At 72.5% G+C, this 24,510-nt stretch carries 18 protein-coding genes; 9 read left to right on the forward strand and 9 right to left on the reverse strand.

Annotation, left to right across the window (positions count from 1 at the left end; translation table 11 throughout):
- Positions 1-101: 101 nt before the first annotated feature.
- Positions 102-710: a nuclear transport factor 2 family protein gene (locus ACZ6S4_RS27750; protein WP_465477698.1), complete on the reverse strand. Its 609-nt coding sequence runs from the start codon at positions 708-710 to the stop codon at positions 102-104.
- 100 nt (positions 711-810) lie between these two features.
- Here ACZ6S4_RS27750 and ACZ6S4_RS27755 point away from each other — a divergent pair, with 100 nt between their 5' ends.
- Positions 811-1,179, forward strand: coding sequence for a winged helix-turn-helix transcriptional regulator (locus ACZ6S4_RS27755; RefSeq protein WP_465477699.1), 369 nt, complete (start codon positions 811-813; stop codon positions 1,177-1,179).
- On the opposite strand, the gene ACZ6S4_RS27760 is transcribed toward ACZ6S4_RS27755, so the two are convergent.
- Together ACZ6S4_RS27760 and ACZ6S4_RS27765 are read right to left on the reverse strand one after the other, a co-directional pair.
- Positions 1,176-2,063, reverse strand: coding sequence for a S41 family peptidase (locus ACZ6S4_RS27760; RefSeq protein WP_465477700.1), 888 nt, complete (start codon positions 2,061-2,063; stop codon positions 1,176-1,178). The genes ACZ6S4_RS27755 and ACZ6S4_RS27760 overlap by 4 nt on opposite strands.
- Before the next feature lie 185 nt (positions 2,064-2,248).
- Entirely contained in the window at positions 2,249-2,593 is a 345-nt protein-coding gene (locus ACZ6S4_RS27765; protein WP_360834125.1) for a histone-like nucleoid-structuring protein Lsr2, read from the reverse strand.
- 372 nt (positions 2,594-2,965) lie between these two features.
- Here ACZ6S4_RS27765 and ACZ6S4_RS27770 point away from each other — a divergent pair, with 372 nt between their 5' ends.
- Positions 2,966-7,993 carry a family 43 glycosylhydrolase gene (locus tag ACZ6S4_RS27770; protein ID WP_465477701.1) on the forward strand — a complete coding sequence of 1,676 codons (5,028 nt, stop codon included), beginning with the start codon at positions 2,966-2,968 and terminating at the stop codon, positions 7,991-7,993.
- A 2-nt stretch (positions 7,994-7,995) separates the two neighbouring features.
- On the opposite strand, the gene ACZ6S4_RS27775 is transcribed toward ACZ6S4_RS27770, so the two are convergent.
- Entirely contained in the window at positions 7,996-8,937 is a 942-nt protein-coding gene (locus ACZ6S4_RS27775) for a hypothetical protein (RefSeq protein ID WP_465477702.1), read from the reverse strand.
- Between the two features lie 94 nt (positions 8,938-9,031).
- Entirely contained in the window at positions 9,032-9,775 is a 744-nt protein-coding gene (locus ACZ6S4_RS27780) for an SDR family NAD(P)-dependent oxidoreductase (protein ID WP_465477703.1), read from the reverse strand.
- Between the two features lie 72 nt (positions 9,776-9,847).
- Between ACZ6S4_RS27780 and ACZ6S4_RS27785 the strand changes: the two genes are divergently transcribed.
- Entirely contained in the window at positions 9,848-10,363 is a 516-nt protein-coding gene (locus ACZ6S4_RS27785) for an HAD domain-containing protein (protein WP_465477704.1), read from the forward strand.
- On the opposite strand, the gene ACZ6S4_RS27790 is transcribed toward ACZ6S4_RS27785, so the two are convergent.
- On the reverse strand, positions 10,346-11,722 hold the full coding sequence (locus tag ACZ6S4_RS27790; RefSeq protein WP_465477705.1) for a serine hydrolase domain-containing protein: 1,377 nt from the start codon (positions 11,720-11,722) through the stop codon (positions 10,346-10,348). The two genes, ACZ6S4_RS27785 and ACZ6S4_RS27790, sit on opposite strands and share 18 nt — an antisense overlap.
- Before the next feature lie 188 nt (positions 11,723-11,910).
- Between ACZ6S4_RS27790 and ACZ6S4_RS27795 the strand changes: the two genes are divergently transcribed.
- The 3 genes from ACZ6S4_RS27795 (at position 11,911) to ACZ6S4_RS27805 (ending at position 18,058) form a co-directional block, all read left to right on the forward strand.
- On the forward strand, positions 11,911-15,648 hold the full coding sequence (locus ACZ6S4_RS27795) for a SpoIIE family protein phosphatase (RefSeq protein WP_465477706.1): 3,738 nt from the start codon (positions 11,911-11,913) through the stop codon (positions 15,646-15,648).
- A 31-nt stretch (positions 15,649-15,679) separates the two neighbouring features.
- Entirely contained in the window at positions 15,680-16,516 is an 837-nt protein-coding gene (locus tag ACZ6S4_RS27800; RefSeq protein ID WP_465477707.1) for an ATP-grasp domain-containing protein, read from the forward strand.
- Positions 16,517-16,585: 69 nt separating this feature from the next.
- Complete coding sequence (locus ACZ6S4_RS27805; RefSeq protein WP_465477708.1) at positions 16,586-18,058, forward strand: family 43 glycosylhydrolase; 1,473 nt, start codon at positions 16,586-16,588, stop codon at positions 18,056-18,058.
- Positions 18,059-18,069: 11 nt separating this feature from the next.
- Here ACZ6S4_RS27805 and ligD read toward each other — a convergent pair whose 3' ends face one another.
- Positions 18,070-19,248, reverse strand: coding sequence for a non-homologous end-joining DNA ligase (gene ligD, locus ACZ6S4_RS27810; protein WP_465477959.1), 1,179 nt, complete (start codon positions 19,246-19,248; stop codon positions 18,070-18,072).
- A 164-nt stretch (positions 19,249-19,412) separates the two neighbouring features.
- Between ligD and tsaA the strand changes: the two genes are divergently transcribed.
- The 3 genes from tsaA (at position 19,413) to ACZ6S4_RS27825 (ending at position 22,356) form a co-directional block, all read left to right on the forward strand.
- Entirely contained in the window at positions 19,413-19,823 is a 411-nt protein-coding gene (gene tsaA / locus ACZ6S4_RS27815) for a tRNA (N6-threonylcarbamoyladenosine(37)-N6)-methyltransferase TrmO (protein WP_465477709.1), read from the forward strand.
- A gap of 10 nt (positions 19,824-19,833) precedes the next feature.
- Complete coding sequence (locus ACZ6S4_RS27820; protein ID WP_465477710.1) at positions 19,834-20,769, forward strand: DUF2332 domain-containing protein; 936 nt, start codon at positions 19,834-19,836, stop codon at positions 20,767-20,769.
- 441 nt (positions 20,770-21,210) lie between these two features.
- The gene (locus ACZ6S4_RS27825; RefSeq protein ID WP_465477711.1) at positions 21,211-22,356 is read left to right on the forward strand and encodes a hypothetical protein; all 1,146 of its coding nucleotides are present in this window, start codon (positions 21,211-21,213) and stop codon (positions 22,354-22,356) included.
- Positions 22,357-22,411: 55 nt separating this feature from the next.
- On the opposite strand, the gene ACZ6S4_RS27830 is transcribed toward ACZ6S4_RS27825, so the two are convergent.
- A complete protein-coding gene (locus ACZ6S4_RS27830; RefSeq protein WP_465477712.1) occupies positions 22,412-23,377 on the reverse strand; it encodes a cyclase family protein in 966 nt (321 codons plus the stop codon).
- Positions 23,374-24,510, reverse strand: a complete 1,137-nt coding sequence (locus tag ACZ6S4_RS27835; protein WP_465477713.1) for an alpha/beta hydrolase family protein — start codon at positions 24,508-24,510, stop codon at positions 23,374-23,376. Before ACZ6S4_RS27835 ends, ACZ6S4_RS27830 begins: the two co-directional genes overlap by 4 nt.

The raw sequence follows: 24,510 nt of genomic DNA on the forward strand, positions 1-24,510 counted from the left end.
CCCCCCCCCCCCCCCCCCCCCCCCCCCCCCCCCCCCCCCCCCCCCCCCCCCCCCCCCCCCCCCCCCCCCCCCCCCCCCCCCCCCCCCCCCCCCGCGCCGGCTCAGAGGCCGAGCTGGGCGAAGAAGCTCTGGTTGTCCCAGAAGAGGAACTCCTCGTCCATCACGCGCTTGCGGCGGTTCCAGATGCCGATGGTGGCCATCGAGATCGCATACGACCTGCCGGTGGGTGCGATGAAGCCGCCCCGCCCGTCCGGCATGGGCCGGGTGAAGGTGCCCCGCATGACCCCGGTGACCGCGGTGAACTCGTTCATGGCGATGCGGATCGGGTGCTCGAGGATGCGGGTGTCCGGTGCCCAGACGAACATCGCCTGCAGGTCGGCCGTGTGCCGGTCGAGGCCGTCGGTGTAGTGCCCGTCGGGCCAGTGCACGCGGATGTTCGGCGCGTGGCTCTCGCCGAGCCGGGCCCAGTCGGCGTGGCCGAAGACCTCGAAGTCGAGCTCGTCGAAGGTCTCCAGATGGTCCCGCTCCGCGCGGCTCAGGCCGGACGGCATCGGCGGGTTGGGCACCGGGGTGGTGGCCGGGTCGGGCAGCAGGCCGGTCCGGACGGCGTCGTGGGCGAGGGCGGGGGTGCCCGCGGCGACGGCGCCGAGGGCGGCGGCTCCCAGGGCGGCGGCGCTGGTGTTCCTCAGCAGGCTACGGCGGTCGATCATGGCGCTCTCCTGTCGTTGGTTGAGCTCTCAACGACTGTTGCGGTATCCTTTAGAAACCGCAACCCCCTGGAAAGCGATGTGCGTTGGATAACATGATGGGATGGCCGACCTGTACGACGTGTTCGCGCGTACCTGCCCGTCGCGGACGACCCTCGAGCACGTGACCGGCCGCTGGGGCAGCCTGGTGCTGGGCGCGCTCGCGTCCGGTCCGCTGCGCTTCAACGAGCTGCGCCGCCGCGTCGACGGCATCAGTCAGAAGATCCTGGCCCAGACACTGCAGGCCCTGGAACGCGACGGCTTCGTCGAGCGCGAGCTCATCAGCACGTTCCCGATGCACGTGGAGTATTCGCTGAGCCCGTCCGGGCAGGGCATCGCGCAGCAGCTGCTCGCGTTGTTCACCCACCTGCAGGCGCAGATGCCGGCCGTGCTCGCCGCGCAGCAGAAATTCGACGAGCGCGGCTCGTCCTAGCTCTGCGCCGGCCCGACCGGCAGGGCGAGAGCCGCTTCCAGGGCGGTCGCGTGCGGATGGGTGATGTCCGGCAGCACGCCGCTGCCCTCCCAGTTGCCGCCGGTCACCGCATCGCGGACCTCGGCCTCGGGCAGGAAGCCCAGCACCTGCGGAGTCAGCCGGACCGGCGTGACATGGTCGGCGGCGCCGCGGGTCGGCTCACCCACCACGGTCGCGCGGCCGCGTGCTTGCAGGTGATACGCCAGCGCCTCCGCCGAGGAATACGTCCGAGGGCTGGTCAGGACCAACAGTGGCTGGGTCAGCGCGCTGCCGGCCGGGGAATCGGTGGTCCACCACTGCCGGCGCCGGTCCCGGTAGAGCACGTCGGACAGGTGCTGGGCGTCGTCGCCGAGCAGTGGGCCCGCGACCGCCGCCAGGGTGGCCGGGTCGCCGCCCCCGTTGCCACGCAGGTCCAGCACCAGCCGGGTGGAGTCGTGGGCGAGGGTCAGGGCGGCGTCGAGGTACGGCCGGGCGATCGCGTACGGCTCGAGCGCGTCCAGGGTCAGCACGCAGGTGCCGTCGTCCAGTCGCCGGACGGAGGTGACGCCCGCGGCTTTGCGCCGTACGAGTGCGGGGTCCGGCGGCGGCCAGCCGTTGGCCTCGTCGTCGGCCTGCTCCGCACCCGCGGGGTCGAAGTGCAGCTCCAGGTGCCGGGAGTGGACGTTCGCGCATTTCTGCAGCGCCTGGCAGCCCGCCGCGTCGACCGGCTCGTGGCGGGCGGCGAAGGCGGCCGCGAGGTCGGTGGTGAGCCCGTCGAGCCGGGGCCCCGGTGGCATGAGCCGGCGCAGCCAGCCGGCCAGCACTTCGCTGAGCTCGGCGACGGTCCGGACCTGATCAGTGGACATGATCCGACCGTAGGGCAGAAATCGGCGCCCGGTGGGCTGTCGCGCTCTGCCTTCGGCAGAGAAGCCGGGGGCCGGACTTTGTGCATAAGCGCGGCAGGGCCGGGAAAGGCCTCCGCGCGTGCCGGGACGCCGTTGCGAGGGGTGTCGTCATCGCATTCGCGACGGCGTCACCGGCGGGTGCGGAATCAGCGCTTGCTGTGGAACGCCTCGACGATCGAGGTGGGGATGCGGCCGCGTTCGGAGACCTCGTAACCGTTCTTGTTGGCCCATTCCCGGATGGCCTGGTTCTGGTCGCGGTTGGCCCGGCTGGGGGCCGGCGCGGTGCTGCGCGCGGCGATCCGCGCGGTGCTGCTGCGGCCGATCCGGGAGGCGGCGGCCAGGTAAGGGTCGAGCGCCTTGCGCAGCTTGCCGGCGTTCTTCTCGGAAAGGTCGATGGTGTAGCTGACGCCGTCGATGCTGAATTCGACGGTGCGGTCCGCTTTGCTGCCGTCAATGTCGTCGGTCAGCAGGGTGACGATCTGCTTGGCCATGTGGTCGCTCCCGGAACAAGCCTTTGGTGCGGCACCTGGTGACCGCCTCTATTGGCGATACCATAGCCGATATCGCCATGCCGTCGTCCGGCGCAGTGCGATAAACGATTCCGCGTTCTTCCGTGTCGCGTATCCGTTACCGCGGCGTCGCACAAGGTGGCGCGGTCGCCGCCGCGCCGCCGGTCCCGCGCGGGCGGTTATATGTGCCCTCGGCGACCCGGTCCTTTGCTTTGTGGTCGGTCCATAACGGACAACGACAGCGGCGAATGAGAGGTGCTGTGTTTCGGCTTGGTGTCGGTTGCTTGACAGGCATGTTGTGACCGTTAACACTTTCGGCAATCTTCCGGCTCCCACCCCTGGATAGAGGCCTTCATGGTCGCCGAGCCCCGTCGTCGCGGCACCCGACACCTGTCCCGTATCGCTGCCTGTCTGCTGGCCGCCGGCGCCCTCGTGGCACCGGCCGCACCCGCCGCCGCAGCCGATGTCACCGGCGGCCTGGTGCTGCGGTACGACCTCACCCAGACCTCGGGCACCGCGGTGCCGGACAGCTCGGGCCACGGCCGGGACGGCGTCCTGCGAGGTGACGCGTCCTTCGCCCCCGACGGCGGCGGACTCGTCCTCGGCGGCACCGACGGGCACGTGCGGCTGCCGGACAATGTGCTGGCCGGGCTCGGTGCGGTCACCGTGGCGGCCGACGTCTACATCGACACCGCCCAGGCCACGCCGTACATGATCTGGGCGCTGGGCAACACCGACGCGGGCGGCGTCGGCAACGGCTATCTGATGGCCACCGGGGACCCCTACCGGACGGCGATCGCCAGCGGGAACTGGAGCACCGAGCAGACCGTCAAGGCCGGATCGGGCCTGCCCCGCGGGGTCTGGGCGAGCATCGGCTACACCCTCGGCGCCGACGGCGTGGCGACCGAATACCTCAACGGGCAGCCGGTGGCGACCACCTCCGGCGTCACCATCACCCCCGGCAGCATCGGCTCGGGCGTCACCAAGGCCAACTACCTGGGCCGGTCCGTCTACACCGCGGATGCCTACCTGCACGGCCGGATCCGCGACTTCCGGATCTACGACCGGGCGCTGAGCGCTGCCGAGGCGGCCGGGATCGCCATACCCGACGCCACCCGGGTCGCGGGGGACCAGGCGGCGCTGACCCTGGGGGACACCTCGGCGGTCACCGGTGACCTGAGCCTGCCGGCCGCCGGACCCGCGTACGGCAGCAAGGTCTCCTGGTCCTCCTCGGACCCGGCGGTGATCACGCCCGCCGGTGCGGTGACCAGGCCGCCCGCCGACGCCACCGTGACGCTGACCGCGACCGTCACCAGCGGCTCCAGCAGTGCCACCCGCGCCTTCCCGGTCACCGTCAAGGCCGCCCTCAGCGCCGCGCAGAAGGTCGAGCAGGCCCGCGACGCGCTGACCGTCACCAACCTCGACGACGCCCGCGGCAACCTGACCCTGCCGGTCACCGGCCTGCACGGCACCACCGTCGCGTGGTCCAGTGCGGACCCCGCGACCGTCAGCGCCACCGGTGTCGTGCACCGGCCCGCCGCCGGCAGCCCGGCCCGGCGGGTCGCCCTCACCGCCACCGTCAGCCTGGGCCCGGTCAGCGCCGAGAAGTCGCTGACCGCCACCGTGCCCGCGCTGCCCGTGGCCGCGCCGCTGAAGGGTTACGCCTTCGCCTACTTCACCGGCAACAGCATCGCCGGCGAGAAGATCTCCTTCGCCGCCAGCCAGGGCAACAACGCCCTGCGCTGGACCGAGCTCAACGGCGGCCGGCCGGTGCTCACCTCCACGCTGGGCACCAAGGGCCTGCGCGACCCGTTCCTGATCCGCTCGCCCGAGGGTGACAAGTTCTTCCTGATCGCCACCGACCTGTCCATCGGCAGCGGCACCTCCTGGGACGACTCGCAGCGCCGCGGCAGCCGCTACCTCGAGGTGTGGGAGTCCACCGACCTGGTGCACTGGGGGCAGCAGCGGCACGTGCTGGTCTCACCGCCGACGGCCGGCAACACCTGGGCCCCCGAGGCGTTCTGGGACGAGACCCTGGGCCAGTACGTCGTCTTCTGGGCGTCCAAGCTGTACGCCGAGACCGACCCCGGGCACACCGGCGACGCCTACAACCGGATGCTCTACGCCACCACCCGCGACTTCGTCACGTTCAGCACGCCGAAGATCTGGCAGGACCGCGGCTCGTCCCGGATCGACAGCACCGTGATCAAGGACGGCGGCAAGTACCACCGATTCACCAAGGACGAGGGCGCGGTCACCGGCTGCAGCGACATCATCCAGGAGCAGGCCGACTCGCTGACCGCGGTCGACGACGTGGCCGACCCCGCGTACGACCCGAAGAACCCGGCGTGGCGGATCGTGGCCTCCTGCATCGGCAAGGCCGCCGGCACCTCCGCCGTGGAGGGCCCGACCGCCTTCGAAGCCAACCCCGGTGACGATTCCGGCTCGGACTACTACCTCTTCGTCGACGAGTACGGCGGCCGCGGCTACATCCCGCTCGGCACCGACGACCTCGACGCCCCGGCCTGGAAGGTGCCGGCGAGTTACGCCCTGCCGAAGAGCCCGCGCCACGGCACGGTCCTGCCGATCACCCAGGCCGAACTCGACCGGCTCTCCGGCACGCCCGATCCGCTGCCCGCCACCGCCGACGGGCTGGTCGCCCACTACACCCTGGATCAGAGCACCGGCACCACGGTCATCGACTCCTCCGGCAACGGCAACAACGCCACGGTCGCCGGCGGCACGAGCTGGAGCGACGGCAGCCTGACCTTCGGCGGCACCGACGGCTACGTGAAACTGCCGGACAACGCCATGGCCGGGATGCGCGCCATGACCGTCTCCACCGACGTCTGGATCGACCCGGCCCAGCCCAAGCCGTACTTCCTGTGGGGGATGGGCAACACCGACAGCGGCGGCACCGGCAACGGGTACGTGTTCAGCACCGGCGACAACTACCGCGCGGCCATCGCCTCCGGCAACTGGACCACCGAACAGGGCACGGCGACCGGCAGTGCCCTGAGCCGCGGCTCGTGGCGGACGCTGACCTACACCGTCGGCGACGGCACCGCGACGCTCTACCTCGACGGCCGGCAGGTGGCCCGCAACACCGCGGTCACCGTGACCCCCGGCTCGATCGGCAACGGCGTCACCAAGGCCAACTACCTCGGCCGCTCGGTGTACGCCGCCGACAAGTACTTCAAGGGCCGGATGCGCGACGTCAGCATCTACAACCGGGCCCTCACCGCCGCCGAGGTCGCCCAGCTGGGCGGCAACGCCACCACGGTCTCCGCGGTGACACTGGACAGCCTCAAGGCCCCGGCCCTGATCGACAGCGAGGCCGGCACCGTCGTGCTGCCGGTCCGCCCCGGCACCGACCGCCGTAACCTCAACCCGGTCTTCACCGTGGCGAGCACCTCCACGGTCACCGGCGCGGGAGCCGGCGACTGGTCCACCGCGCGGCGCATCACCGTCACCAGCGCCACCGGCGCGACCCGCACCTACACGGTCACCACCCGGGTGCTGCGCTCGCCGGTGCTGCCCGGCCTCAACGCCGATCCGAACATCGTCCGCTTCGGCGACACCTACTACCTCTACGCGACCACCGACGGCATCGCGGGCTGGGGGAGCACCACCTTCAAGGCGTGGTCCTCGACCGACCTGGCCACCTGGACCGAGCACGGCACGATCCTCGACCTGGCCGACGTGTCCTGGGCGCACACCAACGCCTGGGCCCCGGCGATCGCCTCGGCCGACGGCAAGTACTACTTCTACTACTGCGCCGCGGGCAACATCGGGGTGGCCACCGCCGACTCGCCCCTCGGGCCGTTCACCGACTCCGGCGCGCCACTGATCGACCGCGACGACTACGCCGGAGCCCAGCAGATCGACCCGGCCGTGTTCACCGACACCACCGGGCAGAGCTACCTGTACTGGGGCAACGGCAAGGCCTACGTCGCGCCGCTGAACGCGGACATGACCTCGATCGACGTCGCCGAGCGGCAGACCATCGGCGGGCTCACCGACTTCCGCGAGGGCCTGTTCATGAACGAACGGAACGGGACCTACTACCTGAGCTACTCCGTCGACGACACCGGCAGCGAGAACTACCGGGTCGCCTACGCGACCGGCAGCTCGCCGTACGGGCCGTTCACCGCCCGCGGCGTGATCCTGGCCAAGGACCCGGCACAGGGCATCCTCGGCCCCGGGCACAGCTCGATCATCCAGGTGCCGGGGACCGACGACTGGTACATCGCGTACCACCGCTTCGCGCTCACCGGCGGCGACGGCTTCCATCGCGAGACCACCATCGACCGCCTCTACTTCGACACCACCGGAGCCATCACCCCGGTCATCCCGACCCTGGAGAGCATCGACCCGCTCACCTACACCGGCGTGCCCCCGCAGGCGGCGATCTCCCGGGCCGGGACCGACGGCTGGTACGGCGCCGGGGCGACCCTCACCCTCAGCGGCGGCGCGGGCAACAGCACGATCGAGTACGCGCTGAGCGACGGCGCCTGGTCCGCGTACACCGAACCGGTGCCGCTGCCGGCCGGCTCGTACACCGTGCGCCACCGGGCCCGGGGCGCGAACCTGATCCTCGGCCCGGTCGCCGAGCTGCCCGTCCGGGTCGACCCGGAACCGCCGATGTCCGCCGTCGCGGTGCGGACCGCGGGGAACGCCTCGACGGTCACGCTCAGCGCCCAGGACACCGCCTCGGGCGTGGTTTCGATCAGCTACCGCGTCGACGACGGCGCGTGGCAGCCGTACGCGAAGCCGTCCACCCTCACCGGCGTGCACCGCCTCGCGTTCCAGGCCACCGACCGGGCCGGCAACCAGGAGACCCCGCAGCAAGTCACCGTGCCGCTGCAGCCGGACGTGACCGCCCCCGCGGTCACCGGGCTGACCGACCCGCGGCAGCCGACCGGCCGGCACGGCTGGTTCACCGGCCCGGTGGCCCTGGTCGTCACCGCCACCGACCCGTCCGGCATCGCGTCCCGCGAATACCGGACCGCCGGCGGCAAGTGGCAGACCTACACCGGCCCGGTGCCGCTGCCGGCCGGCGTGACCACCGTGACCTACCGGGCGACCGACCACTTCGGCAACGTGTCGGCGCCGGGCACGCTCACCGTGCGGCGCGACCCCCAGCCGCCGGCGGTCAGCGCGTCGGTGCGGGTCGGCCGGTCACCGGTCACGGTCACGCTGAGCGCCAAGGACGGCGGCTCCGGGGTGGAGCGGATCTCGTACCGGGTGGACCGCGGGTCCTGGCAGACCTACAAGGCCCCGGTCAAGGTCCGGGGCGGCACGCATCGGGTGTCATACCGGGCCACCGACCGGGCCGGCAACACCAGCCCGGTGCGGGCCGTGCAGGTGCGGATCCGCTGACCTCACGGCGTCGCCGCGGCCACCAGCTCCTGGTACGCGGCGACGCCGTCCGGGTCGGCGTAACCACCGGCGGGCACGACCGACGTGCCCAGATACCAGTTGTCATGCTGCCAGTAACAGACGACCTGGAACCCGTGCGACGCCAGCCACGTGCGGGAGGCGCGGATCGCCGGTCCCCGCGACGCGCGGACGCCCTGGTCGTCGTCGATGCCCCACTCGGTGAGCGTCAGGGGACGGCCGAGGGTGCCGAATGCGCCGTACCAGCGCAGCATCCGCGGGTCGCTGCCGACGCTGACCGGGTCGTCCGGCTCGCTGCCGCGGGTGCTGGCCTGCCAGTACAGATCGATCCCGTACGCGTCGGCATAAGCGACCGGCACGACCCAGTCCCGCACCTCCCGGTCCCCGCCGGTGCCGTTGTTCGTCACGTACACCGAGCCCGACCGCCACTGATACGCCATGTGCACCGGCACCACGTTCACAGTGGCGTTGACCGCCTTGCTCTGCTGGTACACCCGGGTGAACGCGGCCACGAACTGCACGCCGGTCATGTCGTCCTCCGGCTCGTGGTAGTACGTCAGGTAGCTCCCCGCCGGCATCGCCGCGGCGATCGCCTGGATCTCCCCGTCACAGGTGCCGGCGGCGACGGCGACCGGCGTGCAGGTCGTCTTGAACGAGTACCAGAGCGTCGCGCCGTATGTCTGCTGACAGCTGAGCGCGTCCGCGGGCGGCAGGGCGGCGGCCGAGGTGAAGACCCGGCGGACGGTGAGCTGCGGCCCGAGATGCGCACGCTCGTCGAGGAAACCGGCGCAGGTGTTGCCACTGCCGACGGTGTCGGCACTGGAGGTGGTGGCGCCGACGGCCAGTGTCGGCAGGACGAGCGCGGCTGCCGGGGCCGGGGTCACCGGTCCGGCCAGCAGCAACGCAACAATCAGGGGAACGTGCATGGCGTCCTCCATGGTCACAGGATGGTATCGAGAGGCTACGATGCGTAGCCATTGATCACCATCGCCGTGCGCCCGGATCGCCGCCCGCCGCAACTCAGACCGTGAAGCCGCCGTCCACGTTGATGGTCGCGCCCGTGACATAGCGTCCGTCCGGGCCCGCCAGGAACGCCACGGCCGCGGCCACGTCAGCCGGTTCCGCGTAGTGGCCCAGCGCCGTCAGGGCGTTGATGGCGCCCGCGTTCGGGCCGTCGGCCGGGTTCAGGTCCGTGTCCGTCGGACCCGGGTTGACCAGGTTCACGGTGATCGCCCGCGGGCCCAGTTCCCGGGCCAGGGCCTTGGTCAGGCCGGTCAGCGCGGTCTTGCTCAGCGCGTACAGGGTGAAGCCGGGAAAGACGGCCCGCTCGGCCACGTTGCTGCCGATGGAGATGATCCGTCCGCCGCCGGTCAGGTGCCGCAGCGCCGCCTGCGCGGCGACGAACGGCGCCCGGACGTTGACCGCGATGGTCTGGTCGAACTCGGCCAGGCCGAGCTCCTCCACCGGCCCGAGCAGGAAGGCGCCGGCATTGTTGACCAGGATGTCGAGCCGGCCGAGCTCGGCGGCGGCCCGGTCGACGGCGGCCACCACGGCCGCGGGGTCGGCGCTGTCGCCCGGTACGGCGATCGCCCGCCGCCCCAGCATCGTGATCTCGTGCGCCACTTCCTCGGCCCGCTGTTTGTCCCGCAGATACGTCAGGGCGACATCGGCGCCGTCGCGAGCCAGCCGCACCGCCGTCGCGGCACCGATGCCCCGCCCGCCGCCGGTCACCAGCGCCACCTTGCCGTCAAGTCGGTTCGTCATGCCCTCAACCCTGCGCGGGCATCCCGCCCGGGTCTGGCGGCAATAGGACGTGGCGTTCGTACAATGCCGGCGATGCCTGCCGCCGCCGACCGCCCGATCATCTTCCTCGATGTCGACGGGCCGTTGATCCCGTTCGGTGGCTCGGGCCGCCGCTACCCGGCCGCGGATCCGGAGCCCGGCGCCCACCCGCTGTTGCGCCGCCTCGACCCGGCGGACGGGCCGAAGCTGCTCGCGTTGCCCGGTGAACTGGTCTGGGCCACGACGTGGGGCGAGCACGCCAACGAGGTGATCTCGCCGCGGCTCGGCCTGCCTGGCCTGCCCGTCGTCACCTGGCCCGACAGCGAGGACGATCCGGTGGGCGGCCGGCACTGGAAGACCGCCGGGCTGGTCCGGTGGGCGTCCGGGCGGCCGTTCGTCTGGGTCGACGACGAGGTCACCGACCGGGACCGCCGCTGGGTGGCGGCCTGCCATCCCGGGCGGGCGCTGCTGCACCGGGCCGATCCGCGCACCGGCCTGACGGATGCCGACTTCGCCGCGCTGGCCGGCTGGCTGAATGTGGCTGCCCGGCGGTCAGCGGGGCACGCGTAGCTCGGACAGCGGTGGGTCGCCGAGCGGTGAGGTCTCCCAGCGGGCCTCGAACGTCCCGGCCGCGGGGTCGAGCCGCAGGTGCAGGCGGTGCGGCGTCTCGACGAAGATCACGTCGACGTGCAGCTGCCCGTCGGCCCAGGCGGATGCGGTGGCCAGCGGGCCCGTCGTGGTCCATGCGCCCGGTGCGCCCAGGGCAGCGGCCAGTTCGGAGTCGCCTTCCAGCAGCCGGATCTCGTCGGGTCCGGTGACCAGCCGGACCGTGTGCAGGCCGGGAAGCTGATTGCCGGTTCCCGGTCGCAAGGTCAGCGGCGTGCGGTCAGGCTGCGGCCCGTCGGCCGCCGGACCGGGCAGGGGTACGGCCCCAGGCGTCCAGACGTGGCCGGGCGGCGCGTCCGCAGTCAGCGCGGGCAGCAGGTGCGTCCACACGGCCTCCAGTACGCCCGGGGCGTCCAGGCTCTGCGACGTGATCGCCACGACCGCGTCCGCCTCCGGCAGGACCAGCATGAACTGGCCGTACGCGCCGTCGCCGCGGTAGCCGTGCCGGCTGCGCCAGAACTGGAAGCCGTACCCCTGGTCCCAGTCCGTCTCGGGGATGCCGGTCGTGATGTGCGCGCGGGTCGCTTCCTCGACCCACTGCGGGCTCAGCAGTTGCCGGCCCGCCCAGGCGCCGTTGCGCAGGTACAGCTCGCCCAGCTTGGCGATGGCCTCGGTCGGCACGTGCAGACCCGAGAAGCCGATCTCGCGCCCTTGCGGGTCGCGGGTCCAGCCCATCCGCGTGATGCCCAGCGGCTTGAACAGCCGGGGCCGCAGGTACGCCGTCAGCGACTCCTTGCTCACCCGCTGGATGATCGCCGACAGCGCATGGGTGCACGGCTGGTTGTACGCGAACACCGTCCCCGGATCGTGCTCCGGCGGGGTGAGCAGGAAGCCGCGCAGCATGTCACCGGCGCCGGCTGTCCAGGCCCGCTCGATGGCGTCGCCGTCGTGCCCGCTGGCCATCGCCGCCACGTGCCGGACCCGGATCCCGCGGGACCGTTCGTCGGTCACCTCCGCGTCGAACTCCGGGAAGTACGACAGCACGGTCGCGTCCAGGTCCACCCGGCCCTCGTCGACCGCGAAGCCCAGCGCGGTCGAGGTGAAGCTCTTGCTCACCGAGTACGCCAGCCGCGGCGTGCCCGGCTCGTACGGCGGCCACCAGTGTTCCGCGACCACGTGCCCGTGCCGCAGCACCATCAGGCTGTGCAGTTCCGCGTCGCTCAGCGCGGCGACCGCGGTGACGAACCGCCCGATCCCGGACACGTCGACGCCCTGTGCCGCCGGTCCGCTGCGCGGCAGCGCCGCCTCCCCGAGGGTTCTCATCCTCCGAACCTAGCGTCGTCGGCGGGGAGCCCGCGCGGGTGATACGAGCGTCGCGGCCCACCTCCGCGGCGCGGGCCCCCGGGCGTGTGCGAAAGTCGACCGACGGGGTAAAGGACACTGGTCAACGTCAACGGGGTCGGCCGCGCCGGCCGGAGGTGGGGCTCGCGCATGACCGGTGATCGGTACTGATGTCGCCGGATGACCTGTTCGCCGACGGGGGCACCGCCGGACGGCTGATGGCCGGGCTGGACTGGGCCGCCACGGATCTCGGTCCGGTCGGCGGGTGGCCGCAGAGCCTGCGTGCCGCCGTACGCATCGTGTTGTCCTCGCGCTATCCCATGCTGCTGCTGTGGGGCCCGCGGTTCACCCAGCTCTACAACGACGCGTACTCCGCGCTGATCGGCGACCAGCACCCGGCCGCGCTCGGCGGCGACGTGCGGGTCACCCTGGCCGACAGCTGGGACGTGCTCGAGCCGCTCATCCTCGACGCGATGGCCACCGGCGTGGCCAGTTGGGTGCCGGCCCTGCAGCTGGTGCTGGACCGGGCCGGTTTCCGCGAGGAGGCGTACTTCAGCGTCTCGCACGCCCCGGCCCGCGACGACGACGGCACCACCATGGGGGTGCTCACCGTCTGCAGCGAGGTCACCGACCAGATCGTCGGGGAGCGGCGGCTGCGCCTGCTGCGGGACCTGTCGCTGCCGGCGGGCACGGATCCGGTGGATGTCGCCCAGACCTGCGCCCGGCTGTCGGCGGTGATCGGCGAGCAGCCGCTGGACGTGCCGTTCGCCGCGATCTACCTGCGGGACGGCGGGTCGCTGCGGCTGGCGGCGTGCGTCGGTGCCGACGCCGACAACAGTCCGGTGCAGGCGGCGCTGCCCGCGTCGGTGAGTCTGGGGGAGGCGGCGGCCGAATCCGCGTACCCGGAAGGCGACGATCCCTGGGGCCTGCGGGCCGCCGCCGCGGGCCGCACCGCCCGGACCGACGACGTGGTGAAGCGGCTGGCCGTGACCGGTGGTCCGTGGGGTGACCCGGTCCGGGCGGCCGTCGCGCAGCCGCTGCCGTCGGCCGACCGCGAGCAGCCCGTCGGGGTCATCCTCACCGGGATCAGCCCCAGCCGCGGCCTCGACGAGACGTACCGGTCCTTCCTGCAGCTGCTCGCCCAGCAGGTCGCTGTCGCGGTCCGCAACGCGCAGGCCTACCAGCAGGAACGGGAGCGCGCGGAGGCGCTGGCCGAGCTCGACCGGGTCAAGACCGGGTTCTTCACCAACGTCAGCCATGAGTTCCGCACCCCGCTGACACTGATGCTCGGCCCGCTCGCCGACGCCCTGGCCGACCGGGACGAGCCGCTCCCGGCCGGGCAGCGGGAACGGGTGGACACCGCCTGGCGGAACGCCAACCGGCTGCTGGGCCTGGTCAACGACCTGCTGACGTTCTCCAGCCTGGAGGCCGGCCGGGCCGGGCACGCGCCCCGCTCGCTCGACCTGGCCACCTGGACCGCGGAGCTCGCCGGGGTCTTCCGCTCCGCCGTGGAGCGCGCCGGGCTGCGCCTGGTCGTGGACTGCCCGCCGTTGCCCCGGCCGGTCGCCGTCGACCCGGGCAACTGGGAGAAGATCGTCACCAACCTGATCTCCAACGCCCTCAAGTTCACCTTCGTCGGCGAGATCCGGGTGACGCTGGCGGCGGACGACGAGCGGATCCGGCTGCGGGTCACGGACACCGGCATCGGCATCGACGCGGCGCAGCTGCCGCGGCTGTTCGACCGGTTCCACCGGGTCCAGGGTGTGCGCTCGCGCAGCCACGAGGGCACCGGCATCGGCCTGGCGATGGTCCGCGAGCTGAGCCGGCTGCAGGGCGGCGACGTGCAGGCCGAGAGCACGCCGGGGGAGGGCACCACCTTCACCGTGTCCCTGCCGTGGACGGCGGTCGAGCCGGTCGCGGAGCCCGCGGCCACGCCGGCGTTTTCCACCGCCGAGGCGGCGGTCCGCGAGGTGACCGGCTGGCTCGACGACGACGACGCCGGCGCCGAGGCGCCGCCCGCCGTGCCCGTCGGCCCGGCGGAGGAGCAGCCCGCGGCCCGGATCCTGGTGGCCGACGACAACAGCGACATGCGGGCCTATCTCGTACGGCTGCTCGGCGCGCAGGGCTGGCAGGTCGACACGGTCGCGGACGGGCAGGCCGCGCTGGAGACGATCGCCCGCAACCCGCCCGACCTGCTGCTGACCGACGTGATGATGCCGCGGCTGGACGGCTTCGGCCTGGTCCGGGCGCTGCGCCGGGAGCCGGCCACCGAGGCGTTGCCGGTCGTGATGCTGTCCGCCCGCGCCGGTCAGGAGGCCGGCGTCGAGGGCCTCCAGGTGGGCGCGGACGACTATGTGGTGAAGCCGTTCACCGCCGCGGAGCTGGTCGCCCGGGTCCGCACCACGCTGCGGCTCGCCCGGCTGCGCGGCACCCACACCCGGCAGCTGCGGGTCCTCGCCGACACCGCCGCGGTGATCGCCTCCGGCCGGGCGCTGGAGGAGGCGTTCCAGGCCGCCACCGAGCAGGCCCGGGCGTTGCTGGGCGGCGTACGGGCGGTGACCGAGCTGGACGGCGACGAGCACCACGCCCCGTTGCGCTTCACCGCGCCGCCGACGGGCACCGGGGAGGCCATCGGCGACACCCGCACCCTGACCGCGGTCCTGCGAGGAGCCGACGGGAGCCGGCTCGGCAGCATCGCCGTACGGGTCGGCGCGGCCGGCCCGCCGGCGGACGACGCCCGGGCCCTGCTCGACTCGATGGCCACCATGCTGGCCTCGCTGGCGCAGAGCACCTGGCAGCTCGAGCACGAACGGCAGCTCACCCTCACCCTGCAACAGAGCCTGCTGCCCGAGAGCCTGCCCGCACCGGAGGGCTGGGACCTGCAGGCCCAGTACCGCCCGGCCACCGGCGAGGCCGGCGGCGACTGGTACGACGTCGTCGCGCTGCCCGGCGGCGACCTGGTGCTCAGCATCGGTGACGTGGCCGGGCACGGGCTGGGCGCGGCGGTGACCAGCGGGCAGGTCCGCAACGCGGTCCGGGCGTACGCGGTCGAGGACCCGGCCCCCGCGCCCGTCCTGACCCGCGTCGCGACGCTGCTGTCCCGCCTGGGTGCGCCGTTCTCGGCCAGTCTGCTCGTGGCCCGGCTGAAGCCGGCCACCGGCGAGCTCTCGTGGTGCAGCGCGGGTCATCCCGCGCCGGTGCGCAGCGCCCCGGGCGAGGGAACCCGGCTGCTGGCCGGAACGGTCGGGCCGCCGCTCAGCGCCGCCGCGGCGACCTACGAGCAGAACGAGGACCTGCTGCCGCCCGGTGCGCAGCTGGTGCTGTTCACCGACGGGCTGGTCGCCACGGAAGGCCCGGAGCGGCTGCTGCAACGCGCCGGGGTCTCGTACGCGAACGGCGCCCCGGCGGCCACGGTCGTCGAAGCGGTCCTGGCCGGTGTCGCCGAGCCGTTGCGGGACGACGTCGCGGTCGTCGCCGTGCGCCGGCGGGGACCGGTGGTGTCGGCCGCCGTCGCCGAACTGCCGGAGGTCGACGCCACCTGGGTCTATCCGCTGGCGCCGACGGCCGCCGCGGCGATGCGGCGCGATCTGCGCGCGGCGCTGTCCGGCGACCGGATCGATCCGGACCTGCTCGACGACCTGCAGGTGGCGGCGACCGAGGCGGTCAACAACGCCGTCGAGCACGCCCAGCGGCCCAGCCGCCCCGAGGTCGAGGTGCGGCTGCAGGTCGCGGACGGGCTGGTCCGGGTGGTGGTGCGGGACTTCGGCGGCTGGCGGGAACGGCCACCGGCCCGTGACCGCGGCCGCGGGGCGCTGCTGATGAACGCGTACGGCGACGTGCGGGTCACCTCGACGGCGACCGGCACGACGGTGACCATCGAACGCCGCTGGGCCGACCCTCCGCGCTAGTACGGACGGCACCGGTCACCATGGTGCGGTGATGATGCTGATTCCCGCTGATGTGCTGCGCCCGCGCCGGCCCGACGAGCACTTCGCGCCGGAGGCCGCGGCCGCCCGTGAGGCCGGATGGACGGTCGCGCTGGTCGATCACGACGGGCTGGCCGCGGGCGCGGCGGACGCCGCGGTGGCCCGGGTGCCGGCCGGTGACGGTGCCGTCTACCGGGGCTGGATGCTGGGGGCCGACCGGTACGCGGCGATGGCCGAAGCCCTGTCCGGACGTGGTGTGACACTGCGGACCGGTCCCGAGCAGTACCGCCGCGCCCACGAGCTGCCGGGCTGGGCCGGACAGCTGGCCGGGTTCACACCGGACACGACGTGGACGACCGGTGCCGACCGCGCCGCCTTCGACGCGGCCCGGGCGGGGCTCGGCGCGGGGCCGGCGGTGCTGCGGGACTGGACCAAGTCGATGAAGCACTACTGGGACGAGGCGGTCTACGTCCCGGAGCTCGGTGACGCCGCGGCGGCCTGGCGGGTGGCGAGCCGGTTGCGGGAGTTGCGCGGTGACGAGTTCACCGGCGGGTTCGTGCTGCGCCGGTTCGAGGAGTTCACCGGGGCTGAGGTCCGTACCTGGTGGGTGCGAGGGGAGTGCCGGCTGGTCAGCGCCCATCCGGACAGCCCGGACGAGCTGCCGCCGGCCGGGCTCGACCTGGCCGCGGTCACCCCGGTGGTCGCGGGGCTGGGGCTGCCGTTCGTGACGGTGGACCTCGCCTTGCGCGCGGACGGGGTGTGGCGGGTCATCGAGGTGGGGGACGGTCAGGTGAGCGACCGTCCGGTGTCGACGACCGCGGAGGCCTTCGTCGCCGCGGTCGGCTCTTGACCCGATCGTTGTGACCGTTAACACTCATGCGTAACTCGGGTGAAACATTTCGACGAAGGGCGCCCCCGCATGACCGTCCCCGCGATTCCCGCCGCCCGGCCCGGCCGGTGGCGCCCAGCCCTGATCGCCGCCGCTGCGATCCTCAGTCTGATCGCGGCGACGTTCGCGGGCGCCATGCCCGCGGCCGCCTCACCCGCGGTGCAGTACACCAATCCGCTGGTCAACCAGCGGGCCGACGCCCACATCGTCAAGCACACCGACGGCTACTACTACTTCACCGCGACGGTGCCCGAGTACGACCGCATCGTGCTGCGCCGGGCCACCACCATCCAGGGCCTGTCCACCGCGCCGGAGACGGTGATCTGGCGCCGGCACACCAGCGGCATCATGGGCGCGCACATCTGGGCCCCGGAGATCCACTTCATCGACGGCAAGTGGTACGTCTACTTCGCCGCCGGCGCGAGCAACGACGTCTGGGCCATCCGGATGTACGTGCTGGAGGGCACCGGCGCCAACCCCCTCACTGCCTCCTGGGCCGAGAAGGGTCAGATCCGTACGTCCTGGGAGACCTTCGCGCTGGACGCCTCGACCTTCGTCACCAACGGCGTGCGGTATCTGGTCTGGGCGCAGGCGGAGCCCGGCATCGACACCAACTCCAACCTCTACATCGCCCGGATGAGCAACCCGTGGACCATCACCGGCACCCCGATGAGGATCGCGGTGCCGACGCTGGCCTGGGAACGCCGGGGCGGGGTCGAGGTGAACGAGGGACCCGCGGTGATCCAGCGCAACGGCCGGGTGTTCCTGACGTACTCGGCCAGCGCGACCGACGCCAACTACTGCCTGGGGCTGCTGACCGCCTCGGCCACCAGCAACCTGCTCAGCGCGTCCTCCTGGACCAAGACCCCCGACCCGGTCTTCGTCAGCAACGCCGGCACCGGCCAGTACGGCCCCGGCCACAACTCCTTCACCACCTCGGAGGACGGCCAGAGCGACATCCTGGTCTACCACGACCGCAACTACTCGACGATCAACGGTGACCCGCTCAAGGACCCGAACCGCCGTACCCGGGTGCAGAAGCTCTACTGGAACGCCGACGGCACCCCGGACCTCGGCATCCCGGTGCCCGACGGCGCCACCCCGGTCCGCCTGAAGTCGGCCAACTTCCCGGACCGCTTCGTGCGCCACTGGGAGTACCGGGCGCGCATCGAGGCCGGCGTCAAGCCGCTCGCCGACTCCCAGTTCCGCCTGGTCCCCGGTCTGGCCGGCGGATCCACGGTGTCGCTGGAATCCACCAACTTCCCGGGCTACTACCTGCGGCACAGCAACTACGAGGGCTGGGTACGGCGCGACGACGGCACGGCGGCCTTCCACGCCGACGCCAGCTTCACCCGCCGACCGGGCCTGACCGGCAGCGGGACGGTGTCATTCGAATCGGTCAACTTCCCCGGCCGGTACCTGCGCCACTACGAGAACCTGATCTTCGTGCAGCCCGTCGCTACGGCGACCGACCGCGCGGACGCCACCTTCATCCTCGAGTAGCGGGGCAGCGGTCACGCCGCGCCGGTCCGGCGGGCCTCGCCGAGGTCGCCGAGATCGACGCCGGCGCGGCCGAGGAGTTGTTCCACCGCGGCCAGGTCCAGGCCGTCGAGCACGTTGTCGGCGTGCAGCAGGCGGTACGAGCGCTGCCCGTCGCGCCGGATCACCTCGACCCGCCACCTGCCGTCCGGCGTGGCCAGCGCCCCTTCGACCTCGGCCGGGGCGGGGACGGTCGGTGCCGGCTGCCGGCGGGCCTCGGCCGGCGTACGGTCGGGCCGCAGCCCCCGCCACGAGGGGTGGCGCATGCGCATGTCGGGCGTCCAGTTACGGAAGGCGACCTCACCCACCAGCACCGGCTCGACCCAGTGGGCGTGCCGGGCGTGTTCGCGGGGGACGTCGGAGACCGGCGGCGTGGCGCGGGCGAGCGGCGCGAGCTGTTCCTGGAGCTGACGGAGCATGACCTCGGTGAAGCCGGTGCCGACGTGCCCCGCGAACCGCGGGACACCCGAGGAGTCCAGGACCCCGAGCAGCAGCGAGCCGATCATGCCGGCCCGGCGGCCCGCTCCCGGCTTCCAGCCGAGGATCAACACCTCCTGGGTACGGATGAGCGGCACCTTGGTCCACGACTCGGCTGAGCGGCGGCCGGGCCGGTAGGGACTGGTGCGCCGCTTGGCCACGACGCCCTCCAGGCCGCCCAGCTCGGCCGCGCGCAGGATCGCCGTACCGTCGACCCCGGCGAAGTACGGCGGCGTGCGCACCGCCGGGGACTCGAGGGTCAGCTCGGCGAGCACCTCGCGGCGCCGGTCGTACGGCTCGTCCAGCAGCGACTCGCAATCCAGCCACAACACGTCGAACACGTAGTACACGACCGGCACCGCCGCCAGCAGCGTCGGTCCGGGCGCGGCGACGTGCATGCGGTTGGCGAGCTTGGCGAAGGACGGCCGGTCGCCGGCGTCCAGCGCGACGATCTCACCGTCCAGGATCGCCGACCGGCCGTCGAGCAGGTCGGCGAGCGCGCCCAGCTCCGGGTAGGTGGCCGTGACGTCGTTGCTGTTGCGGGACAGCACCCGGACCCCGCCGTCGCTGACGTAGGCGATCGCGCGGACGCCGTCGTACTTGAACTCGTACGACCAGGCGTCGCCGGCCGGCAGCGGGCCGGCCTCGGCCAGCATCGGCGGGATCACCTCGGGCATGGTCACCCGTTCGGGCTACCCGTTGCTGATCAGGGCCACACGACCGCCCGCGAACTACTGCCGTGTAGTTCACCGGCGGCGATCGGCACGGAGGTCCTGCCGCAGGTCCGCAAGGAGCTCGCCCGGTCGTAGGCTCGGGGTTCGCCGCCGAACGGGAGGTAGGGATGCCGGACATCGTCGTGGTGCCGATCGGGCTGGTGCGGTCCCCGCTCACCGACCCGCGCGAGGCGCCGCGCCAGCCCGACGAGGGCGCGCCGCCGGCGCGGATCGAGCTGACTGCTGAGGCAGCCCCGGCCGCCGCGGACCTGCGCGCCGGCGACCGGATCGTCGTGCTGACCTGGTTGGACCGGGCGGACCGGGCGACGCTGCGGGTGCGGCCCCGCGACGATCCCGGGCGCGCGCAGACGGGCGTGTTCAGCACCCGGTCGCAGGACCGGCCGAATCCGATCGGCCTGCACGAGGTCACCGTGGCCGGTGTCACGGCCGGGGTGGTCACGGTCGCCGCCCTCGAAGCGCTCGACGGGACGCCGGTCCTCGACATCAAGCCCGTTCTGACCGACGTGCAGCAGCGGTAGACAGGACAGCATGACCATCGCCGACCGGTACGCCGAGTTCGCCGCTCGTGAGGCTCACGGGATCTCGCCCACGTACGAACGCCTGTCGCACGCGGTCGCCGCCGATGCCGGGCTGCTGGGGCTCATCGGCACGCTGCCGCCCGAGAAACAGCAGCCGAATCTGCTGTTCGCGGTGGTGCGCTCGCTCGGCGGGCCGGTGCGGGAGCCGGACGAGTTCCGGGCCTGGGCGCGGGCGAACTGGCCGGCGATCGAGCCGCGGATGCGTACCCGGGCCACCCAGACCAACGAGCCCGGCCGGTGCGCCGTCCTGCTGCCGGTCCTGGCGGCGCTGCCGCAGCCGCTGGCGTTGATCGAGGTCGGTGCTTCGGCCGGGCTTTGCCTCTATCCCGACCGGTACGCCTACCGCTACGGCGACCACACTCTCGGTACTGGAACGCCGCTCCTCGAATGCAGCGCGACCGGACTCGTCCCACCGGACACGCTCCCGCGGGTGGTGTGGCGTGCGGGCCTCGACCTGAACCCGCTGGACGTCACCGACCCGGCGGACATCGCCTGGCTCGACGCCCTGATCTGGCCCGAGCACCACCACCGCCGTACCCGGTTGCAGGAAGCCGCCGCTGTCGCCGCCGCCGACCCGCCGCTGCTGATCCGCGGCGACCTGGTCGACGACCTTTCGGCCCTGGCCGCCCGGGCCCCGGCCGGTGCGACGCTCGTGGTGCTGCACACCTCAGTGCTCTACCAGGTGCCGGAGCCGCGCCGGAGGGCGTTCGCCGAGGTGGTGACCGCCCTGCCCGGACACTGGGTGGCCAACGAGGCCGCGGACGTCCTGGCCCACGACGGGATGCCGGCCCCGCCGGACGACGCGCTCTACAACGTGCTCTCCCTCGACGGCAAGCCCCTGGCCTGGACCCGGTCCCACGGCCAGGCCCTGACCTGGTTCGGCTGACCCTTCCGTGCTGGCCGGTGCCTCGGCACTCGCACCGGACGTCCGGTGGCCGGCGGGACCGATGCCCTTTGAAGCCAGGGAGACTGCCCTTGTCGGTGCCCGGCTGTCGGCCGCCGGTACGGGGTCCGCGCCCTAGGGTCGCTTCGTGATCCGCGTTGCGAAGGAAGGCGTCCGGGCCGGATGAGACGAGCAACGACCTTGCCCTCGAACACCACGCCGGGCCTGCGGCCGCCGCCGGAGGTACGCCGGACTGCGCCCACCAGGCCGGCGCACTTGACGCGCGGGCCTCTGCCGGGCTCCGTCAGCCGCGCGCAGATCATGGCCGTCCAGCGTCTGGCGGGCAACTCGGCCGCAACGCTCCTGGTGCAACGCGATGGCTCAGCGGTCACCGACTCGTACGTCGCGCAGACAGTACGCGCCAGGGCGAGAAACGACACAGCGGTGGTGATCTGGCGTAACTCCGGTGGGGCGATCGTTGCGCTCGTGGAGTTCGAGAGCAACGCCGTACTCGACAGCTACGCATCCGGTACGGCACAGCTCGACGCCCTGGTGGCGGCGGGACGCGCCCAGTGGGCAGAGTTGAGTGTCGCCAAGGCGGCGCTGCTGCCGCCCTCGGCCCCGACGCCGGAAGCCGCGCCGAACTCGCCGGACACCAAGCCGGCCTCATCGGCGTGGACGATCGCCAGCAAGATCATGAAGACCGCGTACTCCCAGCTACGGACCGGCCGCATCGTGGCGTTCCTGGCCGCCAAGCAGGCGTACAACGACGCCCAGAAGGCCATCGCCGCCGCAGCTGGGCAGCTCAAGTCGCTCCGCAAGGTGAGCAGGGGTTTGGCCAACCGGATCAGCTCCGGCGGCGGCGGGCCCAAGGCCGCTCGGCAACTGGCCGTCGTCGAGGCCGAAATCGCGAAGCTGCAGCAGTTCGTCGATCAGCAGAAGGTCGCCCTTCGTCGAGCGCAGGCGGCGATGAAGGCCGAACAAGCGGTCGCCAAGGGACTGCTCGCCCGCATCCGTCAGCTGCTGGGACACGAGGCGGTGGCCAAGGAGAAGGCGGCCGGGCGCATCTGGAAGTTCGTCGGCAGGTATCTGGCGCCGAAGGTCAACCAGCTGCTGCGCGTGCTGGAGAACTCGGCCTCGGGCGCCAAGCTGCTCACTGTCCTGCGGAAGCTGACATCCCCGTGGGTGGGTCGCATCCTGGTCGGGGCGGCGGCCGTGTTCGACGGCGTCAACGCGTACCTGACGTCGAAGAACCGGACCACGACCGGAAAGATCGCTGACGCGACGATGAGCGGGGCTTCCAGCGCACTCGTCGTCGCCAACCCGGCCACGGCGATCATCGACTTCGCGCTGCCCGCGAACTACAAGCTGACCAGAATGTACCGAGGCGGGTCGGGCGCGGTCACCGCGCTCGGCGAAGGGCTGGTGACCGGTGACACGTCAGCGATGGAGAGCTTCCACGAGGCTTCCAAGGCTGGGGAGTACGGGAAGGTCATGCAGGTCTCGAGTGAGGCCGGCGACTACTGGGCCGAGCACGGTGTCGTCGGAGGGCTGAAGAACTTCGCCCGAGAGTTCCGGGACTGGCTCTAGCGACGGCGGGCGGGCGATGAAATCCAACGGCTTGCTGACTGTGATCCGCTCAGGCCTACTTCACCGCTATCGGGTTGACCGGGGCGCCCACCGCGCCGGTCACCGGCAGGGGTGCGGCGGTCAGCCAGCAGTCGTAGACGCCGTCCGTGGCGCAGTCCGCCGCCAGTTCGTCCAGGTCCCACATCTCGCCCAGGAACAGGCCGATGTGCGGGATCGCGACCTGGTGCAGGGGCTGGAACGCGTCGTCGAACTCGTTCGGGCGTACCTCGAAACCCCACGTGTCGGTCGCGACCGCCGCGATCTCCGTGCCGTGCAGCCAGTCCGCCGTCGTGAACGACAGGCCCGGTGACGGGCCGCCGGCGTAGTCGCCCCAGCCCTCGCGGCGGGCCCGGGCCAGCCGGCCGGTACGCACCAGCACGATGTCCCCGCGGCCGACCGTCGCCGACGGGCCCTGCCGGTCGATGGTCGTGGCCAGGTGTTCCCGCGTGATGGCGAAGCCGTCGGGCAGTTCGCCGTCGGTGCCGATCGCGCGGCCCACGTCCAGCAGCACCGCGCGCCCGGCGATGACGTCGGCGACCGTCTCGATGCCGGTGACGGCGTCGCCCAGGCTGGTCACCACCTCGCCCGCGGGCCGTCCGTTCCAGGCCACCCCGTGGTCGAAGATGTGCCCGAGGCCGTCCCACTGCGTCGAGCACTGCAGCGGCATGGCGATGACGTCGTCGGCGCCGCCCAGCCCGTGCGGGAAGCCCTGGATGCCGGCGGCCGCGTCGGTGCCGGTGTCCAGCATGGTGTGCACCGGGTTGGTCCGCCGTCGCCAGCCCTTCTGCGGGCCGTCCATCTCGAAGCGCTGGGACAGCGAGAACGAGCGGCCGCGCCGGATCAGCGCCGCCGCCGCGGCCCGCTTGGCGTCGGTCAGGAAGTTCATGGTGCCGCGGACATCGTCGGCCCCCCACCGGCCCCAGTTCGAGCAGCGTTTGGCCGCCGCGGCGATGGCCCCTTCCGGATCGGTCCGGTCGATCATGCGAACTCACCCGCGATCCAGTCGGCGATGAACACGCTGACGTGCGGCAGGTGGTCCAGGCCGATGTGCTCAGCCCCGCCCTCGGCGGGCGTGAAAATGCGCAACTCGCGGCGGGGACTGTTGATCGCCTGCTCGTACGACCGGTGGGCGTAGGCGAGGGGGATCTGCCGGTCGTTCTCCCCGTGGGCGATCAGGAACGGCACGGTGATCTGCTCGACCACCCCGTCGAGGTGTACGGCCTCAGCCTTCTTGATGAACGTCCGCACGTCGGTCTCGCCCCACACCCAGAGCACGTGGTCCCAGTAGTGCGGGACCGGGTTCTCACCCTCGCGGTCCAGCCGGCGCTTCTGCACCGCGCCCCAGTTGTGGTTGGCTCCCCAGGCCACGCAGAGCGCCAGGCGCTTCTCGAAGGCGGCGGCCCGCGGGGCGAAGTAGCCGCCCAGCGACCAGCCGACCAGCCCGATCCGGGCCGGGTCCACCTCGCCGCCGGCCAGGAGGTGGTCGACGCAGGCGGCGGCCCAGTCCTCGCTCTCGACCCGGGCGGTCAGGCCACCGAAGCGCAGGGCCTCGCCGCTGCCCGGGCAGTCGACCATCAGCGTGGAGATGCCGCGGGCGGCCAGCTCCCGGGGAAAGCCGGAAACGTACATGTGCTCCTTGGTGGAGTCCAGGCCGTTCCACATGATCACGCAGGGGGCGCCGGGGCCCGCCGAGGTGAAGTACGCGGGCAGGTGGGTGCCCTCGAACGGTACGGCGACCCGCGTGGTCGCCGGATCCAGCAGGTCGAAGGTCTTCTGCATGAGGTCGAGACAGCGCTGATAGACCGCCCGCCGCTGCGGTGAGCGCGCGCTCTGCATCCGCTCGGCCTGCACGAGGTAGTTCGTCGCCCGGTGGTACTTCTGCCCGGCCGCGCGCTTGTGCCCGGCCTTCTCGTCGTCGATCGCCTGCGCCTGCAGGTCGTCGACCACAGCGGTCCAGGCCGCCATGAAGTCCTCGGTGCCCACGTCCGAGCCCCTGGTGGCGGCGTCCCGGATCGGCCGGCAGGCGCGGTCCACCTCGTCGATGAGCCCGCCGCTGTTCAGCGTGGCGACCACGCCGAGGTTCCAGACGTAGTTGCCCGGGAAGTATTCGAACAT

The sequence above is a fragment of the Actinoplanes sp. NPDC051405 genome (genome assembly GCF_055586185.1).

Coding starts and splice junctions, on each gene's coding strand:
- ACZ6S4_RS27775 (WP_465477702.1), bottom strand. CDS start 8,937: ATGCACGTTCCCCTGATTGTTGCGTTGCTGCTGGCCGGACCGGTGACC.
- ACZ6S4_RS27830 (WP_465477712.1), bottom strand. CDS start 23,377: ATGATCGACCGGACCGATCCGGAAGGGGCCATCGCCGCGGCGGCCAAA.
- ACZ6S4_RS27835 (WP_465477713.1), bottom strand. CDS start 24,510: ATGTTCGAATACTTCCCGGGCAACTACGTCTGGAACCTCGGCGTGGTC.
- ACZ6S4_RS27820 (WP_465477710.1), top strand. CDS start 19,834: ATGACCATCGCCGACCGGTACGCCGAGTTCGCCGCTCGTGAGGCTCAC.
- ACZ6S4_RS27785 (WP_465477704.1), top strand. CDS start 9,848: ATGCCTGCCGCCGCCGACCGCCCGATCATCTTCCTCGATGTCGACGGG.
- ACZ6S4_RS27790 (WP_465477705.1), bottom strand. CDS start 11,722: ATGAGAACCCTCGGGGAGGCGGCGCTGCCGCGCAGCGGACCGGCGGCA.
- ACZ6S4_RS27800 (WP_465477707.1), top strand. CDS start 15,680: ATGATGCTGATTCCCGCTGATGTGCTGCGCCCGCGCCGGCCCGACGAG.
- tsaA (WP_465477709.1), top strand. CDS start 19,413: ATGCCGGACATCGTCGTGGTGCCGATCGGGCTGGTGCGGTCCCCGCTC.
- ACZ6S4_RS27750 (WP_465477698.1), bottom strand. CDS start 710: ATGATCGACCGCCGTAGCCTGCTGAGGAACACCAGCGCCGCCGCCCTG.
- ACZ6S4_RS27805 (WP_465477708.1), top strand. CDS start 16,586: ATGACCGTCCCCGCGATTCCCGCCGCCCGGCCCGGCCGGTGGCGCCCA.
- ACZ6S4_RS27770 (WP_465477701.1), top strand. CDS start 2,966: ATGGTCGCCGAGCCCCGTCGTCGCGGCACCCGACACCTGTCCCGTATC.
- ACZ6S4_RS27765 (WP_360834125.1), bottom strand. CDS start 2,593: ATGGCCAAGCAGATCGTCACCCTGCTGACCGACGACATTGACGGCAGC.
- ligD (WP_465477959.1), bottom strand. CDS start 19,248: ATGCCCGAGGTGATCCCGCCGATGCTGGCCGAGGCCGGCCCGCTGCCG.
- ACZ6S4_RS27760 (WP_465477700.1), bottom strand. CDS start 2,063: ATGTCCACTGATCAGGTCCGGACCGTCGCCGAGCTCAGCGAAGTGCTG.
- ACZ6S4_RS27795 (WP_465477706.1), top strand. CDS start 11,911: ATGTCGCCGGATGACCTGTTCGCCGACGGGGGCACCGCCGGACGGCTG.
- ACZ6S4_RS27755 (WP_465477699.1), top strand. CDS start 811: ATGGCCGACCTGTACGACGTGTTCGCGCGTACCTGCCCGTCGCGGACG.
- ACZ6S4_RS27780 (WP_465477703.1), bottom strand. CDS start 9,775: ATGACGAACCGACTTGACGGCAAGGTGGCGCTGGTGACCGGCGGCGGG.